16 protein-coding genes and 3 tRNA genes are annotated in these 14,920 nt (G+C 72.5%); 14 read left to right on the forward strand and 5 right to left on the reverse strand.

Going from position 1 to position 14,920, the window contains the following annotated elements; translation table 11 throughout:
• Positions 1–705: 705 nt before the first annotated feature.
• The 3 genes from HCN52_RS13770 (at position 706) to HCN52_RS13780 (ending at position 975) form a co-directional block, all read left to right on the forward strand.
• Positions 706–777 (forward strand) — tRNA-Gln (locus tag HCN52_RS13770).
• Positions 778–798: 21 nt separating this feature from the next.
• Positions 799–871: transfer RNA gene (locus HCN52_RS13775), tRNA-Glu, on the forward strand.
• 31 nt (positions 872–902) lie between these two features.
• Positions 903–975, forward strand: a tRNA-Glu gene (locus HCN52_RS13780).
• A gap of 368 nt (positions 976–1,343) precedes the next feature.
• Here HCN52_RS13780 and HCN52_RS13785 read toward each other — a convergent pair.
• Positions 1,344–2,075, reverse strand: coding sequence for an IclR family transcriptional regulator (locus tag HCN52_RS13785; RefSeq protein ID WP_167972657.1), 732 nt, complete (start codon positions 2,073–2,075; stop codon positions 1,344–1,346).
• A gap of 207 nt (positions 2,076–2,282) precedes the next feature.
• On the opposite strand from HCN52_RS13785, the gene leuC reads away from it, so the two are divergent.
• The 5 genes from leuC (at position 2,283) to HCN52_RS13810 (ending at position 6,205) form a co-directional block, all read left to right on the forward strand.
• A complete protein-coding gene (gene leuC / locus HCN52_RS13790; protein WP_168088730.1) occupies positions 2,283–3,713 on the forward strand; it encodes a 3-isopropylmalate dehydratase large subunit in 1,431 nt (476 codons plus the stop codon).
• 6 nt (positions 3,714–3,719) lie between these two features.
• Positions 3,720–4,313, forward strand: a complete 594-nt coding sequence (gene leuD / locus HCN52_RS13795; RefSeq protein WP_168088731.1) for a 3-isopropylmalate dehydratase small subunit — start codon at positions 3,720–3,722, stop codon at positions 4,311–4,313.
• A gap of 654 nt (positions 4,314–4,967) precedes the next feature.
• Positions 4,968–5,222, forward strand: coding sequence for an SCO5555 family protein (locus HCN52_RS13800; RefSeq protein WP_168088732.1), 255 nt, complete (start codon positions 4,968–4,970; stop codon positions 5,220–5,222).
• Between the two features lie 125 nt (positions 5,223–5,347).
• A complete protein-coding gene (locus tag HCN52_RS13805) occupies positions 5,348–5,959 on the forward strand; it encodes an HU family DNA-binding protein (RefSeq protein ID WP_168088733.1) in 612 nt (203 codons plus the stop codon).
• Positions 5,960–6,010: 51 nt separating this feature from the next.
• Positions 6,011–6,205 carry a hypothetical protein gene (locus HCN52_RS13810; RefSeq protein WP_168088734.1) on the forward strand — a complete coding sequence of 65 codons (195 nt, stop codon included), beginning with the start codon at positions 6,011–6,013 and terminating at the stop codon, positions 6,203–6,205.
• Here the strand turns inward: HCN52_RS13810 and cofC are convergent.
• Entirely contained in the window at positions 6,177–6,842 is a 666-nt protein-coding gene (cofC, locus tag HCN52_RS13815; protein WP_168088735.1) for a 2-phospho-L-lactate guanylyltransferase, read from the reverse strand. The genes HCN52_RS13810 and cofC overlap by 29 nt on opposite strands.
• Positions 6,843–7,051: 209 nt before the next feature.
• On the opposite strand from cofC, the gene HCN52_RS13820 reads away from it, so the two are divergent.
• The 3 genes from HCN52_RS13820 (at position 7,052) to HCN52_RS13830 (ending at position 10,244) form a co-directional block, all read left to right on the forward strand.
• Complete coding sequence (locus HCN52_RS13820) at positions 7,052–7,900, forward strand: lysophospholipid acyltransferase family protein (protein WP_168088736.1); 849 nt, start codon at positions 7,052–7,054, stop codon at positions 7,898–7,900.
• A complete protein-coding gene (locus HCN52_RS13825; RefSeq protein WP_168088737.1) occupies positions 7,897–8,901 on the forward strand; it encodes an NAD(P)H-dependent glycerol-3-phosphate dehydrogenase in 1,005 nt (334 codons plus the stop codon). Before HCN52_RS13820 ends, HCN52_RS13825 begins: the two co-directional genes overlap by 4 nt.
• A 200-nt stretch (positions 8,902–9,101) precedes the next feature.
• On the forward strand, positions 9,102–10,244 hold the full coding sequence (locus HCN52_RS13830; RefSeq protein ID WP_168088738.1) for a D-alanine--D-alanine ligase family protein: 1,143 nt from the start codon (positions 9,102–9,104) through the stop codon (positions 10,242–10,244).
• A 183-nt stretch (positions 10,245–10,427) separates the two neighbouring features.
• Here the strand turns inward: HCN52_RS13830 and HCN52_RS13835 are convergent, their stop codons facing one another.
• Both HCN52_RS13835 and HCN52_RS13840 read right to left on the reverse strand, forming a co-directional pair.
• Positions 10,428–11,003 (reverse strand): DUF3515 domain-containing protein, encoded by a 576-nt coding sequence (locus HCN52_RS13835; protein WP_312876688.1) that lies wholly within the window; start codon positions 11,001–11,003, stop codon positions 10,428–10,430.
• A 19-nt stretch (positions 11,004–11,022) separates the two neighbouring features.
• Positions 11,023–11,256 carry an Lrp/AsnC family transcriptional regulator gene (locus HCN52_RS13840; protein ID WP_168088739.1) on the reverse strand — a complete coding sequence of 78 codons (234 nt, stop codon included), beginning with the start codon at positions 11,254–11,256 and terminating at the stop codon, positions 11,023–11,025.
• A gap of 131 nt (positions 11,257–11,387) precedes the next feature.
• On the opposite strand from HCN52_RS13840, the gene HCN52_RS13845 reads away from it, so the two are divergent.
• Together HCN52_RS13845 and thiD are read left to right on the forward strand one after the other, a co-directional pair.
• The gene (locus tag HCN52_RS13845) at positions 11,388–12,374 is read left to right on the forward strand and encodes a thiamine-phosphate kinase (RefSeq protein ID WP_168088740.1); all 987 of its coding nucleotides are present in this window, start codon (positions 11,388–11,390) and stop codon (positions 12,372–12,374) included.
• Entirely contained in the window at positions 12,374–13,201 is an 828-nt protein-coding gene (gene thiD, locus HCN52_RS13850) for a bifunctional hydroxymethylpyrimidine kinase/phosphomethylpyrimidine kinase (RefSeq protein WP_168088741.1), read from the forward strand. Before HCN52_RS13845 ends, thiD begins: the two co-directional genes overlap by 1 nt.
• 489 nt (positions 13,202–13,690) lie before the next feature.
• On the opposite strand, the gene rpmB is transcribed toward thiD, so the two are convergent.
• Positions 13,691–13,876: a 50S ribosomal protein L28 gene (rpmB, locus tag HCN52_RS13855; RefSeq protein WP_168088742.1), complete on the reverse strand. Its 186-nt coding sequence runs from the start codon at positions 13,874–13,876 to the stop codon at positions 13,691–13,693.
• A 267-nt stretch (positions 13,877–14,143) separates the two neighbouring features.
• On the opposite strand from rpmB, the gene HCN52_RS13860 reads away from it, so the two are divergent.
• Positions 14,144–14,920 (forward strand): DAK2 domain-containing protein (locus tag HCN52_RS13860; protein WP_168088743.1); only part of this gene is annotated, 777 nt, incomplete at its 3' end.

The raw sequence follows: 14,920 nt of genomic DNA on the forward strand, positions 1-14,920 counted from the left end.
CGGCGGCCCCGTGCGACGAGCGCCGGCCCCGGGCCGAACGATCGCTCCCCGGCCGCGGCCCAGGGGCGGGGACTGCCGCACTCGGCTGCCCACGCCGCCCGCCGCCCCGGGCGTCGGGCCGGCCCGCGCGGTGCGGAGCGTCGACCCTCGGCCGCCGAATCCGGACCGCCACCTTTTCCGGCCGGGCGACGGGGCGGCCCGGCCCGGCTGTCGCAGGTTCCGATCCGCCCAGCCGTTCCGCGTCTCGGCTCCCGACGTGCCCCGGCCCCGCGCATGTGTCCGCCCGGTACGCGGCCCGGTGACGCTGCCGACCGATCGTGCGCCGCCGCTGCTCCCGCCGCGCCTGCCCGGCGCCGCTCGCCTCCGCGTCGTGACGCTCGCGCTCGCGGGTGCCCGGTGTTCCTGCCGCGCTGTCGCGGCCCGGCGCCCGGACGCGACGGTGCGAGCGGATTCCGTGCGGGTGATCCGGCGTCGTACACCGCGGGCGGGGGGTGGGCCGCACGCCGTTCGCCGGCTCTCCGGACGCCTGTCCCAGCCGTACCGGGGCCGTCGTGCAGCCGCCGATCGCCGCTCGGGGTACCCGTTTTGGCGGTCGGACCTCGATCGGGTAATGTTCTTCTCGTCGCCAAGCGAACCGGAACCGAAAGGGGCCGGGGAAGCCTGGCGGAGACCCGAGCGAAAGCTCCGCAAGGAGTCACGTTCTGGTGGGCTATGGTGTAATTGGCAGCACGACTGATTCTGGTTCAGTTAGTCTAGGTTCGAGTCCTGGTAGCCCAGCGATCTTCCAGCAAGATCAAGGCCCCCGTTGTGTAGCGGCCTAGCACGCCGCCCTCTCAAGGCGGTAGCGCCGGTTCGAATCCGGTCGGGGGTACGGTGACCGTCTCGATGGTCACTCGCTGGATGCCCCCGTTGTGTAGCGGCCTAGCACGCCGCCCTCTCAAGGCGGTAGCGCCGGTTCGAATCCGGTCGGGGGTACTTGGTCGAGTCGGGCCCCGCACTTCGGTGCGGGCCCCGACTCGTTGTGGTGCTTCACGATCGCCTGCGGTCGCGACGCGGTCCTCGATGTGATTCGGCGCGCCCTGTGAACGGCCGGGGCGCCGCCGAACGAGAGCAAGCCCACACCGGGCTCCGTGAGGGTGCCCAGCGGTGATCACCGGCCCCCTGCTCGGGGTCCACGGCGAGCCGGCCTCGCGGCTCACCGCCGGTGTCCCCGGTCGCGCTCTGTCGCCGCGCCCGGCTGCGGGGCCGGACCGCGGCCACCACGACACGGCTCCGGCCCCGACGCCGGGGGCGGAGCGGTCCCGGTGTCGGGGGCGCGATCGGGATTGGTGTCGCCCTCCCGGTCAACCGCCGTTGCGTCGCAGGGCGTCGGTGAGCCGACCGGCGGCGTCGATCAGCGCCTTGGCGTGCATCCGCCCCGGGTGCCGGGTGAGGCGCTCGATCGGACCCGAGACCGAGACGGCGGCCACCACGCGGTTGGACGGACCCCGGACCGGGGCGGAGACGGAGGCGACGCCCGGTTCGCGCTCGCCGATGGACTGCGCCCAGCCCCGGCGCCGCACCCCGGAGAGCGCCGTGGCCGTGAAGCGTGCTCCCTGCAGCCCGTGGTGCAGCCGCTCCGGCTCCTCCCAGGCCATGAGGATCTGGGCCGCCGACCCGGCCTTCATCGGGAGCGTCGAGCCGACGGGGACGGTGTCCCGCAGCCCCGAGAGCCGCTCCGCGGCGGCGACGCAGATCCGCATGTCCCCCTGGCGCCGGTACAGCTGCGCGCTCTCGCCGGTGATGTCCCGGAGGTGGGTGAGGACCGGCCCTGCGGCGGCGAGCAGCCGGTCCTCGCCGGCCGCCGCCGCCAGCTCCGACAGTCGCGGGCCGAGGACGAAGCGGCCCTGCATGTCGCGGGAGAGCAGTCGGTGGTACTCCAGGGCCACCGCCATGCGGTGGGCCGTGGGCCGCGCCAGCCCGGTTGCCGCCACCAGGCCTGCCAGGGTGGCGGGCCCGGACTCGAGGGCGCCCAGCACCAGGGCTGCCTTGTCGAGCACTCCGACCCCGCTGGAGTCGCCACGAGATGTGTCCATGCAACGATACTCGCGTCTCACTCTGTGAAACGCAAGCTCGTCTCGGCGCAAACCCCGGCACCCTGGACTCCGGGCGCACCGCACCGACGCGGGACGCCGACCACCGTCCGGTGCGCGGGGGAGCGGGCGGCGGTCCCGTACGGGCGCCACAGGTACGGTCACCGACTCGAAGCGGGCCCGAGCACAACCGGGCCGGAGGGATTGGCGATGGGACGGACACTGGCAGAGAAGGTCTGGGACGACCATGTCGTCCGGCGCGCGGAGGGTGAGCCGGACCTGCTCTACATCGACCTCCACCTGCTTCACGAGGTCACCAGTCCGCAGGCCTTCGACGGCCTGCGCAAGAACGGGCGCACGGTGCGGCGGACCGATCTGACGATCGCGACCGAGGACCACAACACCCCCACCCTCGACATCGACAAGCCCATCGCCGACCCCGTCTCCCGCACCCAGCTGGAGACCCTGCGCAGGAACTGCGCGGACTTCGGCGTGCGGCTCCATCCGCTCGGCGACGACGAGCAGGGCGTCGTGCACGTGGTCGGTCCCCAGTTGGGACTGACCCAGCCCGGGATGACGGTGGTGTGCGGCGACAGTCACACCTCCACCCACGGTGCCTTCGGCGCCCTCGCGTTCGGCATCGGTACCAGCCAGGTCGAGCACGTCCTGGCCACGCAGACCCTGCCCATGGCCCCGTTCCGCACCATGGCGGTGACGGTCACGGGCGAGCTGCCCGACGGTGTCACCGCGAAGGACCTCATCCTCGCGATCATCGCGAGGATCGGAACCGGCGGCGGTCAGGGCTATGTGATCGAGTACCGCGGTGAGGCCATCGAGAAGCTCTCGATGGAGGCCCGGATGACCATCTGCAACATGTCGATCGAGGCCGGTGCGCGCGCCGGCATGATCGCTCCCGACGAGACGACCTTCGCCTACCTGGACGGCCGCGACCACGCCCCGCAAGGGACGGAGCGCGAGGCCGCCGTGGAGTACTGGCGGACTCTCCGGACCGACGACGACGCCGTCTTCGACCACGAGGTGGTCATCGACGCGACCGAGCTGGCCCCCTTCGTCACCTGGGGGACCAACCCGGGGCAGGGCGCCCCGCTCTCGGCCTCCGTGCCCGACCCGGGCTCGTACGAGGACCCGAGCGAGCGGTACGCGGCGGAGAAGGCGCTGGAGTACATGGGCCTCACCGCCGGGCAGCCGCTGCGTGAGATCGCCGTCGACACCGTGTTCGTCGGCTCGTGCACCAACGGGCGGATCGAGGACCTCCGGGCGGCTGCCGCGGTGATCCAGGGCCGCACCGTGGCGGACGGGGTCCGCATGCTGGTGGTGCCCGGATCGGTGCGCGTCTCGCTCCAGGCTGTTGCCGAGGGGCTCGACAAGGTGTTCACCGCCGCCGGCGCGGAGTGGCGCCATGCGGGCTGTTCGATGTGTCTGGGGATGAACCCCGACCAGCTCGCCCCGGGGGAGCGCTCCGCGTCGACCTCCAACCGCAACTTCGAGGGTCGGCAGGGCAAGGGCGGCCGGACCCACCTGGTCTCCCCGCAGGTCGCCGCGGCGACCGCGGTCACCGGGCACCTGGCCTCGCCCGCCGACCTCGCGACCACCGACGCAGCACAGCCCGTGGGAGTCTGATCAACGATGGAAGCCTTCACCACGCACACCGGACGCGCGGTTCCGCTGCGTCGCAGCAACGTCGACACCGACCAGATCATCCCCGCCCACTGGTTGAAGAAGGTGACGCGGGACGGCTTCGAGGACGGGCTCTTCGAGGCATGGCGCCGCGACCCGGAGTTCGTGCTGAACGACCCGCGGCGCGAGGGCGCGACGGTGCTGGTCGCCGGCCCCGACTTCGGGACGGGCTCCTCCCGGGAGCACGCGGTGTGGGCGCTGCAGAACTACGGGTTCGCCGCAGTGATCTCCTCGCGGTTCGCGGACATCTTCCGGGGCAACTCGCTGAAGAACGGACTGCTCACCGTGGTGCTGCCCCAGGCCGCGGTCGACGCACTCTGGCAGGCGGTCGAAGCCGACCCGGCGACCGAGATCACCGTGGACCTGGTGGCGCGGGAGGTGCGCTGCGGGTCCTTCCGTGAGGCCTTCGAGCTCGACGACAACGCCCGCTGGAGACTGCTGGAAGGGCTGGACGACATCAGCCTCACGCTGCGCCAGGAGGACGACATCGCCGCGTACGAGGCGGGCCGCCCGTCCTTCAAGCCGCGGACCCTGACCGCCTGAGTCGGGACCCGGCGGCGCGGGGCACGTGCGCCGCTCACCCAGGAGCCCCGTGGGACACCGAGTTCGTCTCGGGACCCACGGGGCTCCTGGCTGTCCGCGGCCCGGGCGCGGCTCCCGCCGGCCAGGACGCGCCCCGTCCCGGGCGTCGCCTCGTCCTGCGGGTCGGGATCTCGGAAGTACAGACCTGCCGCCGGACCGCTGCCCGGCCAACCGGGTGACGCGGGTGTCGGACGTCGCACTTGGCTCGGTGCCCTGCGCCGGGGTGTGAGGAGTCCGACGGGCAGGGGCGAAGCCTCGCCTGCGGCCGTTCCGACCACCGGACGCCCCGTCGCGGAGGGGCGGACGGGGCCGCAGGGAGATGCGGCAGCCCGCGTCTCGCGCGAGCGCCCCGTGCGGAACACCTGAGCTGCCGACGCCGTCGCTCCTCGGCCGACCTCGACGGCACCGGCGGCAGAGGTGACGGCGAACGCGCGGTCGGACGGCAACGTCGACTCGCGCATAGCATTTTCGGCCAGTGCGACGAGCTGACGAAACGTCAGAAAACCGCCGCGGCGCGGTGAGTTGCCACCGGGCCGACCGTCGTGACACCGTCGTCCCGACAGCCACTTGGGGGCCGGAGCCGCGACAACTCGCCCCCGGTGGCACAATTGGTGCATGGAACGCGACGGTCAACTCGAGCTGTACGACCTCGTCGCCGCACGGCTGAAACATGCGCACGCCGTAGTGCGCTCGCTGGACGTCACCGATGACGAACGGCGCGCGCTGGCTCGGCGCCTTCTCGTCATCACGACAGCGGCCAAGCAGGACCTGCGCGGCGCCCTCCGTCGCCTGGACCGTTTCCTCGCGGAGCTCGACTCCGGTCGGCCCGTCGAGGGGTGGTCGCGGGGTGGCGGCGACGCGAGTCCGTGACGGTCGAGTTCGCTGCGACACGAGGGTGATTCGCCCGTTTCAGGTTTGATTTGCTGTATATATCTGCCTAACGTGCGAAAAAGCTTGAGCACATTCGTTCCAGCACCGCCTCCGAAGGGGAAGACGTGAACAAGGCACAGCTCGTTGAAGCGATTGCCGACAAGCTCGGTGGCCGCCAGCAGGCCGCGGACGCCGTCGACATCGTCCTCGATGCGATCATCCGTGCGGTGGTGTCCGGCGAACGGGTTTCGGTGACCGGCTTCGGTTCGTTCGAGAAGGTCGAGCGCCCGGCGCGGTACGCCCGCAACCCCCAGACCGGGGAACGCGTGCGCGTCAAGAAGACGTCGGTCCCGCGCTTCCGCGCCGGGCAGGGCTTCAAGGACCTGGTCGCCGGCACCAAGAAGCTGCCCAAGAACGATGTGGCGGTGAAGAAGGCGCCCAAGGGCAGCCTCTCCGGGGGTACTTCGACCAAGAAGGCGACCACCAAGAAGGCCGCCGCGAAGAAGACCGTCGCCAAGGCCACCACGAAGAAGGCGGCCGCCAAGAAGACCACCGCGGCCAAGAAGTCGACCCCCGCCCAGAAGTCGACGGCGAAGAAGACCACCGCCAAGACCGCGGCGAAGAAGACCACCGCGAAGAAGGCTCCCGCCCGCCGCGCGACCGCGACCAAGGCCCCCGCCAAGAAGACGGCCGGTCGCAAGACCACTGCCAAGAAGGCCTCGGCGCGACGCAAGTGAGGTGCCGGTCCAGGCGGTGACCTGCATGGCCCGAGCCACTAGGCTCGGCTCATGCAGGCCACCGCTCACACCTTCGACCCCGTGACCCGGACGGGGAGCATGCTGCTCGACGACGGGACGCCGCTGGAGTTCGACGGAGCCGCCTTCGATGCCGGCGGACTCCTGTTCCTCCGGCCCGGACAGCGGGTCCGCGTGGAACTCGACACCTCCGGGCGTGTCAGTTGCGTGACGCTGCAGACGTTCTGAATCCGTCCCCGAGCCGGTGTGTGCTCCGCGCCGTCCGGGGACCCACCCCCAGTGCGATCGCGGCAAGCAGGTCCTCGCCGGTGTCGACGTCCTGGCGAACGCTCTCCACATCCCCCGGCATGAGTTCCACCGCGCCCGACGCACGGTGCCGCATACGTGACGCCGTACCGAAACCCGGGGCCGGATCGACCCCGGGCAGCACGGCGAGAAGCGTGGTGCCCGTGCCCGCCGCGTCCGCCAGGAAGCTGCGAGGCGCCTGCGAGGCCGCGTCGAGCACCCGCTCCAGCTCCGCAGCGCGCAGCGCGGGCAGATCGGCGTTGAGCGCGGCGACCGCCACCCCGGGGCGTGCGGTGCGGGCCGCCGCCACTCCGTGCTCGACCGCGGGATTGAGCCCGCCTCGCGGGCTGTCCGGCACCACTGCCGCCCCCAGTCGCGCCAATGTGACGCGTGCCTCGTCGTCGTCGGTGACCACCGTGACCGAGGACACCGCCGCGCAGGCCAGCACCGCGGTCAGCGTGTCCTCGGCGAAGGCCAGGGCGAGCGCCGGCCGTAGTTCCTCACCCGTGGTGTCGGCAAGCCGTGTCTTGGCGCCGAGCAGCCGCTTCACAGGCATCACCACCGCCCAGCCGCCGGTCATCGGGTCCCCTTCGTCTCGACGATGACGCCATTGTCTACCCTCCGGTAACGGGCCGTCGGTCCGCCCCGCGGAAGGCGCCCTCCCCCTGGCGGCCGACGCGCGGGCGCGGTGATGAGACGATCTGCTGGACAGCCCAGGAGCCGAGGGCGACACTTGTGCGGCTGTCCGCCGCAGTTCGCCGCAGCAGTGCCAGAGGAGAGGGTGCCCGAGTGTCCCGCCGCAGAATCGGCTTCAGCTATCGATTTGCCGCCTGTCTGGTGAAACCGCCGATGCTGGTCCTGTTCAAGCGGGACTGGCGCGGAATGGAGAATGTTCCCGAGGACGGCGGATTCCTCACAGCCGTCAATCACAACTCCTATCTGGACCCGCTTTCCTACGCCCACTTCCAGTACAACACCGGGCGTGTGCCGCGCTTCCTCGCGAAGGTGGGGCTGTTCCGCTCCGGATTCGTGGGCATGATGATGCGGCGAACCGGCCAGATCCCCGTCTACCGGGAGACGGCCGACGCGGCCGGGGCGTTCAAGGCGGCCGTCGCGGCGGTCCACGCCGGCGAGTGCGTGGCGTTCTACCCCGAGGGCACCCTGACGCGTGACCCGGACCTGTGGCCGATGGAGGGCAAGACGGGGGCCGCCCGGGTGGCCCTGCTCACCCACGCGCCGGTGATCCCGGTGGCCCAGTGGGGCGCCCATGCCGCGGTACCGCCCTACGCGCGCCACAAGCGGGTGCGCCTCTTCCCGCGCAAGACCCTGACCGTCGTCGCCGGGCCTCCTGTGGAGCTGAGCGACCTCTACGACAGGGAACCGACCACCGAGGTCCTGGGCGAGGCCACGGAGCGCATCATGGCGGCGATCACCGGGCTCCTTGCGGAGGTCCGGGCCGAGACGCCGCCCGCCCGGCGCTACGAACGGCGCCGCGACGCGGACGACGCCCTCGCCCCGGGCACCATCGCCGGGGCGCTGCCGCCGCGCGCGGAGCCGCGTACGGAGCGCCCCGTGCGTGCCGACGCCGTCAGTGGTGCGAACCCGCCCGCCGCCCGGCCGCGGGAGGCGGGGGAGTGAACCGTCGTGTCGCCGTCCTGGGCACCGGCTCCTGGGGCACGGCCTTCGCCATGGTGCTCGCCGACGCCGGGTGCGAGGTCATGCTGTGCGCGCGTCGACCGGAGATCGCCGAGGCGCTGAACGCCACCCGGACCAACCCCGAGTACCTGCCCGGCGTGGTGCTCCCGGAGGGGGTACGGGCCACCACCGACCCCGCCGAGGCGCTCGACGGGGCGGAGTTCGCCGTGCTGTCCGTCCCGTCGCAGACCCTGCGGCAGAACCTTGCCGCATGGGGCCCCCTCCTCGCCGAGGACGCCGTCCTGGTCTCCCTGATGAAGGGCGTCGAGCTCGGCACCGCCAAGCGCATGAGCGAGGTGGTGCAGGAGGTCGCCGAGGTGCCGGCCGCCCGCGTCGCGGTGCTCACCGGCCCCAACCTCGCCCGGGAGGTGGCCGCGCGGCAGCCCGCTGCGGCCGTGGCCGCCTGCGTGGACCAGGAAGTGGCACGCCGCCTCCAACACGCCTGCCACACTCCGTACTTCCGGCCGTACACCAACACCGACGTCATCGGCTGCGAGCTGGGCGGTGCCGTCAAGAACGTCATCGGCCTCGCCGTCGGCATCGCCAACGGCATGGGGCTGGGCGACAACACAAAGGCCTCGCTGATCACGCGCGGGCTCGCGGAGACCAGCAGGCTCGGGCTGGCGATGGGTGCCGATCCCACCACGTTCGCCGGGCTGGCGGGGATGGGCGACCTCGTCGCCACCTGCTCGTCCCCGCTCTCCCGCAACAACACCTTCGGCACGAGCCTGGGGCGCGGCATGACGCTCGAGGAGGCCCGGGCGGCGACCCGGCAGACGGCCGAAGGCGTCAAATCGTGCCGGTCGGTGCTGGACCTCGCCCGACGCAACGGTGTGGAGATGCCCATCACCGAGACCGTGGTCAACATCGTCCACCACGGAACCTCGCCCAAGGTGGCCCTGCAGGAGCTCATGGCGCGCTCGGCCAAGGCCGAAGGCGCGTGAGACAGGCCGGCCGCCCCACCGGAGGGCCGCGCCGGCCGCCACGGCCGCAGGGCGATCCGGGTCCCGTCCCGCGGGCGGGACGACACCTCGCCCGTCCGGCGGCCTCCCTTACCCCGGACAGGTCACGGGCCGCGTGCCCAAGGCCGAGTACGGTGAGGCGTCTTACCGCCCCTCGCGCCGTTAGGTAATCTCGAACCGATATGAGCAGCCAGCACTCCTCCCAGAGCCCCAAGCCGCGTGTCGCCGTCGTCTTCGGCGGTCGCAGCTCCGAGCACGCCATCTCGGTGGTCACGGCCGGCGCAGTGCTGCGGTCCATCGACCGCGAGCGCTACGAAGTGTTGCCCGTCGGGATCACCGCGGACGGACGCTGGGCCCTGACGGTCGACGACCCGGACCGGATGGCGATCACTGACCGCCGACTGCCCGCGGTGGCCCACCTCACCGATTCCGAGCCCGGTTCCGTGCTGCTGCCGATGGACGCGGGCGGGCGCGAGGTCATCTACACGGAGCCGGGCGCCGTGCCGAAGGCGCTCGGCGAGGTCGACGTCGTGTTCCCGGTCCTCCACGGCCCGTACGGCGAGGACGGGACCCTGCAGGGTCTGCTCGAGCTCTCCGGCGTGCCGTATGTGGGGTGCGGCGTGCTCTCCTCCGCGGTCGGCATGGACAAGGAGTACATGAAGCGGGTCTTCACCTCCTTCGGCCTCCCCGTCGGTCCCTACGAGGTGCTCCGTCCGGCGGAGCTGCGGCGGGACCCCGAGGCTGCTCGCGAACGGGTGCTCGGTCTGGCGGAACGTTACGGCTGGCCGCTGTTCGTGAAGCCGGCCCGTGCCGGCTCCTCCATGGGCATCAGCAAGGTCGAAGGCCCCGGAGACCTGGACGCGGCGATCGAGGAAGCACAGCGCCACGACCCCAAGGTGATCGTGGAGACGCTGCTGCGGGGCCGTGAGATCGAGTGCGGCGTCCTGGAGTTCGCAGACGGCCCGCGCGCCAGCGCTCCAGCCGAGATCCCCCCGGTCTCCGGCTACGACTTCTACGACTTCGAGGCGAAGTACATCGACTCGGCCGAGGGCATCGTCCCCGCTCCGCTGTCGGAGGAGGAGACGGCGCGCGTCCAGGAACTCGCGGTCCGCGCCTTCGACGCGCTGTCCTGCGAAGGGCTCGCGCGGGCCGACTTCTTCCTGCAGGAGGACGGCTCCCTGGTCATCAACGAGGTCAACACGATGCCGGGGTTCACGCCGATCTCGATGTTCCCCCGGATGTGGGAGCAGAGCGGTCTGAGCTACGAGCAGCTCGTCGACCACCTTCTCACCACGGCGCTGGACCGCGCCGCGGGCCTGCGCTGACCGCGGGGCTCCGGCCCCGCCCCACGCCCTGCTGCGGGAGGGGCAGGTCACGCAGAGCGTGACCTGCCCGACGTCCCCGTCGGCGCGATCGTCCGGGACGCCCCGCGGGGCGTCCCCGAGGGACTCGGTCACCGCCCCGTGCGGCGGCCCCGTGCGTCGACGGGGACAGCGCACGGGGTGGGACTAGTGGTCGTGTTCCGCGGACCCGTCGCCGGCGTCCGCACCGCCCGCCGACCGCCCCGCGTCCTCGTAGTAGTCCTCCCACAGCGGGTCGTAGGGAAGGTGCTCGTGCAGCGCCTCCGCCACGTCCACCAGGACGTTGACCTCGGGAGCGTAGGTCGTCGGGACCTCGACCTCGACGAACAGGGTGCGCTCCGTCGTCGTGAACCGGTGCCCGCCGTCGCGCTCCTCGACGAGCCAGGAGACGTCGTTGACCATGACGGCGTCCGCCGTGGGGCGGTAGCTCTCGCTCCCGGGCGTCAGCAGCGCGGGTCGCTCCACGCCGCACCGCAGCACGATCGCCGGATCGCCCCACGCGGCGGTGAACCGCGCCGGCCCCGCCAGGTCCCGAGCGTCCCTGCCCTCGACCGCTGCCGGCAGCGCGTCGATCACCGTCTCGCAGACCGCTGCCGCGTCACCGTCCGGCCGGGGCTCCTCCACGGAGAGTTCTCCCGACCCACCGCACGCCGTGACAAGCATGGCGACCGGGACCGACAGGGCGGGTGTCCACGGCGGGCGGCGGCGTACGGTAGAGGTCACCGGGCGATCATACGAGGGGCTAGAGGTGCACTACGGGGCAGGTCAGCGTGCGGGTGATCCCCGGCACACGCTGCACTCGGGCGACCACCAGGTGCCCCAGCTCGTCCACACTGGGAGCCTCGGCCCGCACGATCACGTCGTACGGGCCGGTGACGTCGTCGGCGTGCACCACCCCGTTGATCCTGGAGACGACATCGGCCACGGTGGACGCCTTGCCCACCTCGGTCTGAATCAGAATGTAGGCCTGTACCACGGGTCCTCCTGGGCGGCTTCGAGGAACGGGGGCGCTACCGTAGCGCGTCACCGCCTGCCGCCGGGACAGGGCCGGACGCCGATCGCAGCGGGTTGACGCGCGTTCGCGGGACACGACATGAGGAGAGCTGAGTGAGGGGCACCGTGGGCGAACTCGGGGAGTTCGGTCTGATCAGGGAACTGACCTCCCGGATCACCACCGCGCCGGCCGTGCGACTCGGCCCCGGCGACGACGCTGCGGTCGTGGCGGCCCCCGACCGCCGTGTCGTCGCGACCACCGACATCCTCCTCGAGGGGCGGCACTTCCGCCGGGACTGGTCCACCGCGTACGACGTCGGTCGGAAGGGCGCCGCGCAGAACCTGGCGGACATCGCGGCCATGGGTGCCGTCCCCACCGCGGTGCTGCTGGGCCTGGTCGTCCCCGCCGACCTGGCGGCCACCTGGCCGGTCGAGCTCATGGACGGTATCCGCGACGAGTGCGGTGTCGCCGGGGCCGGCGTCGCCGGTGGGGACGTCGTCCGCGGCGAGCTCATCACGGTCTCGATCACCGCACTGGGGGACCTCCGCAACAGAGAGCCCGTCACCCGGACCGGGGCGCGCCCCGGGGACGTCGTGGCCGTGACCGGATGGCTCGGTTGGTCGGCAGCCGGTAACGCCGTCCTCTCCCGCGGTTTCCGTTCGCCGCGTGCCTTCGTCGAGGCGCACCGGCGCCCCGAACCCCCCTACCCGGCGGGGCCGCTCGCGGCCGAACTCGGCGCCACCGCCATGACGGACGTCAGCGACGGCCTGCTGGCCGACCTCGGCCACATCGCCCAGGCCAGCAAAGTGCGCATCAACATCCGCTCCGGGGACCTGGACGTCCCGGCACAGATGAGCGACATCGGCAGCGCGGTCGGCGTCGACCCGCTCCAATGGGTGCTGACCGGGGGAGAGGACCACGCGCTGGTCGCCACGTTCCCGGCCGACACCAAGCTGCCGGCGCGGTGGCGGCGCATCGGTGAGGTGAGGCACCCGTCGGCGCTGCCGCGGGTCACGGTGGACGACGCCGCGTGGGACACGGCCGGCGGCTGGGACCACTTCGGGGACGCCGGCAGTCCCGTCACCGTGGACGGTGCCTGATGACGCCCCGTTCCGCCCCGCCCCGCGTCCTGACGGTCGCCGGCTCGGACTCCGGTGGCGGAGCCGGCATCCAGGCCGACCTGAAGACCATGCTCGCGCTGGGAACCCACGGCATGAGCGTCATCACCGCCGTCACCGCGCAGAACTCCCTGGGCGTCCACGGCGCCTGGCCGCTTCCTGCGACTGCCGTCATCGCCCAGTTCCGAGCAGTCGTGGACGACATCGGGGTCCAGGCGGTGAAGACCGGCATGCTCGCCTCCGCCGAGCTCGTCGAGGCCGTCGCGGGACTGCTGCGCCCCCTCGACGTCCCGGTCGTCGTCGACCCGGTCGGCGTCTCCAAGCACGGTGACGCGCTCCTCGCCCATGACGCGCTCGACGCCGTCCGGCACCGGCTGCTGCCGGTCGCCACCGTCGCCACGCCCAACCTCGACGAGGTGACGCAGCTCACGGGCGTCACGGTGACCGACGAGTCGGGGCTGCGCACCGCTGCCGCCGCGATCCTGGCCCTCGGGCCGCAGTGGGCGCTGATCAAGGGCGGCCACCTGCCCGGTGACGCCCTGGACCTGCTGACCGACGGGATCACCGAGCACTGGCTCCGGGCCCCGCGGTTGGACAACAGCCACACTCACGGCACCGGCTGCACGCTGGCCTCGGCCATCGCGGCCGGGCTCGCCGCCGACCGCACCGTGCCGGACGCGGTCGCTGCCGCGAAGGACTACGTGACGGGTGCGATCAGTGCCGGGTTCGCTCTCGGCTCCGGGATCGGCCCGGTGGACCACGGGCACCGGCTGCGCGGCGGTGGGGACGGGGCCGCCGTGCTCGGCTGAGATCGGGGCGGTTGTTTCCGCCTCGCCTCAGGGGGTGTGGAATACCCCGCGTCGGATCGGCTCGCGGCGTCGGGTGCGGTCAGCTGCACGGGGCGGGGCGCCCTCGTACCGGGGGGGGCTTCGGGTGTTCCCGAGGACGCGGCAGTCGGTTGAAGCCGGCGTCGCGGGCCCGGCCTGGGGTCTCACACCCGCTCTCAGGGGGTTGCCCGGCGGCCCCGTGCCCTGTCCCCGTTCGGGGCGCCGTGAGCCACCTGCCGGCAACGCGCGCGGCGTTCCGCTGGGGAGTACCGCGGAGCGAGTCGTCCGTCGCGCCCCTTGCTCCGTGCGCGGTTCCCTTGCCCGCACCCGGGCGCTGCCGTCTCGCCCTCCCCGCACGCGCGTCAACGGCTGTCCGCGGGCATACGAAAGGCCGGTCCGCCAGAGGCGGACCGGCCTGACAGCCGCAGGCTGCGCCGGACCCGTTCCCCGCCGCAGCGGAGAATCACCGGGTCAGCGCGAGACCTTGCCGGCCTTGATGCACGAGGTGCAGGCGTTGAGGCGCTTCGGCGTCCCGTTCACCTTCGCACGCACCCGCTGAATGTTGGGGTTCCAACGGCGGGGGGTGCGGCGGTGCGAGTGGGAAATGCTGTTGCCGAAGCCCGGCCCCTTGCCGCAGACGTCGCAGTTGGCAGCCACGGGTCACTCCAAAGACGGGTCATCCCCGCACTGCGGGGTGACGGAAGACGTACGCTTGGGCCCGGCGTGATCGACTGCGCGGACCCTGAGGCCCGACGCTTCGACGCCAGGAAGTCGGCCTGACTGACATCAGGCAACCGGAGCAGCATACCCCGGAGTCTCCCGGGCGTGAAAACCGGCCTGGCGTGCGGCGGCTCCCGCACCGCTGCGGACGTGCCGCGACATAGGGTGCGAACGTCCACGCCGCCCCCTCAGGAGGTCCGAAACGTGCCCCGACCGCTGGACGCCGTGGCGTTGCGCCGCTGGTGCCGGTTCGCCCTCGAGGACCTGGGGCAGGCACGCGAGTCGATCGACGCGATCAACGTCTACCCCGTCGCGGACGGCGACACGGGAACCAACCTCTACCTGACGGTCGAGTCCGCGAGTCAGGCCGTCGAAGCGGCAGCCGGCGGCGACCCGACGCTCGCGGAGGCTGCCCGCGCGATGGCCCACGGGGCGCTGATCGGCGCCCACGGGAACTCGGGCACCATCCTCGCCGAACTGCTGCGAGGCCTCGGGCAGGTACTCGCCGACGTCGACGGTCCCGTCGGCCCGGTGGATCTGGCCCGTGCCCTGCGGGCCGCCGCTGACGCCGCCTACCTGGCTGTCGCACGTCCAGTGGAGGGCACCATCCTGACGGTGGCCGCAGCGGCAGCCGAGGCTGCGGAGAAGGCAGCCGACGGCGCCCCGCCCGCCGCGCTCGCGGACGTCACTGCCGCCGCGCACGCGGCCGCCCGGGATGCACTGGCGGCGACACCCGACCAACTACGGGTACTGGCCGCCGCCGGTGTCGTGGACGCGGGCGGACGAGGGCTGGTCGCGGTCCTCGCCGCGTTGGACGCCGCAGTCGCCGGACGGGCGCCCCATCGCAGGCCCCACCACGGTCTCGGCCGGCACGAGGCCCCGGGGGCCGCCTCGCCGCGCAACCGCGGGGCAGCGGACGGCACGCACGGGGCGGCGGGAGACACGATCCGCGGTGCGGCCGCCACGGGGGGTCGTTCCGAG

The organism is Streptomyces bohaiensis (assembly GCF_012033785.1).
Classification (GTDB): Bacteria; Actinomycetota; Actinomycetes; order Streptomycetales; family Streptomycetaceae; genus Streptomyces; species Streptomyces bohaiensis.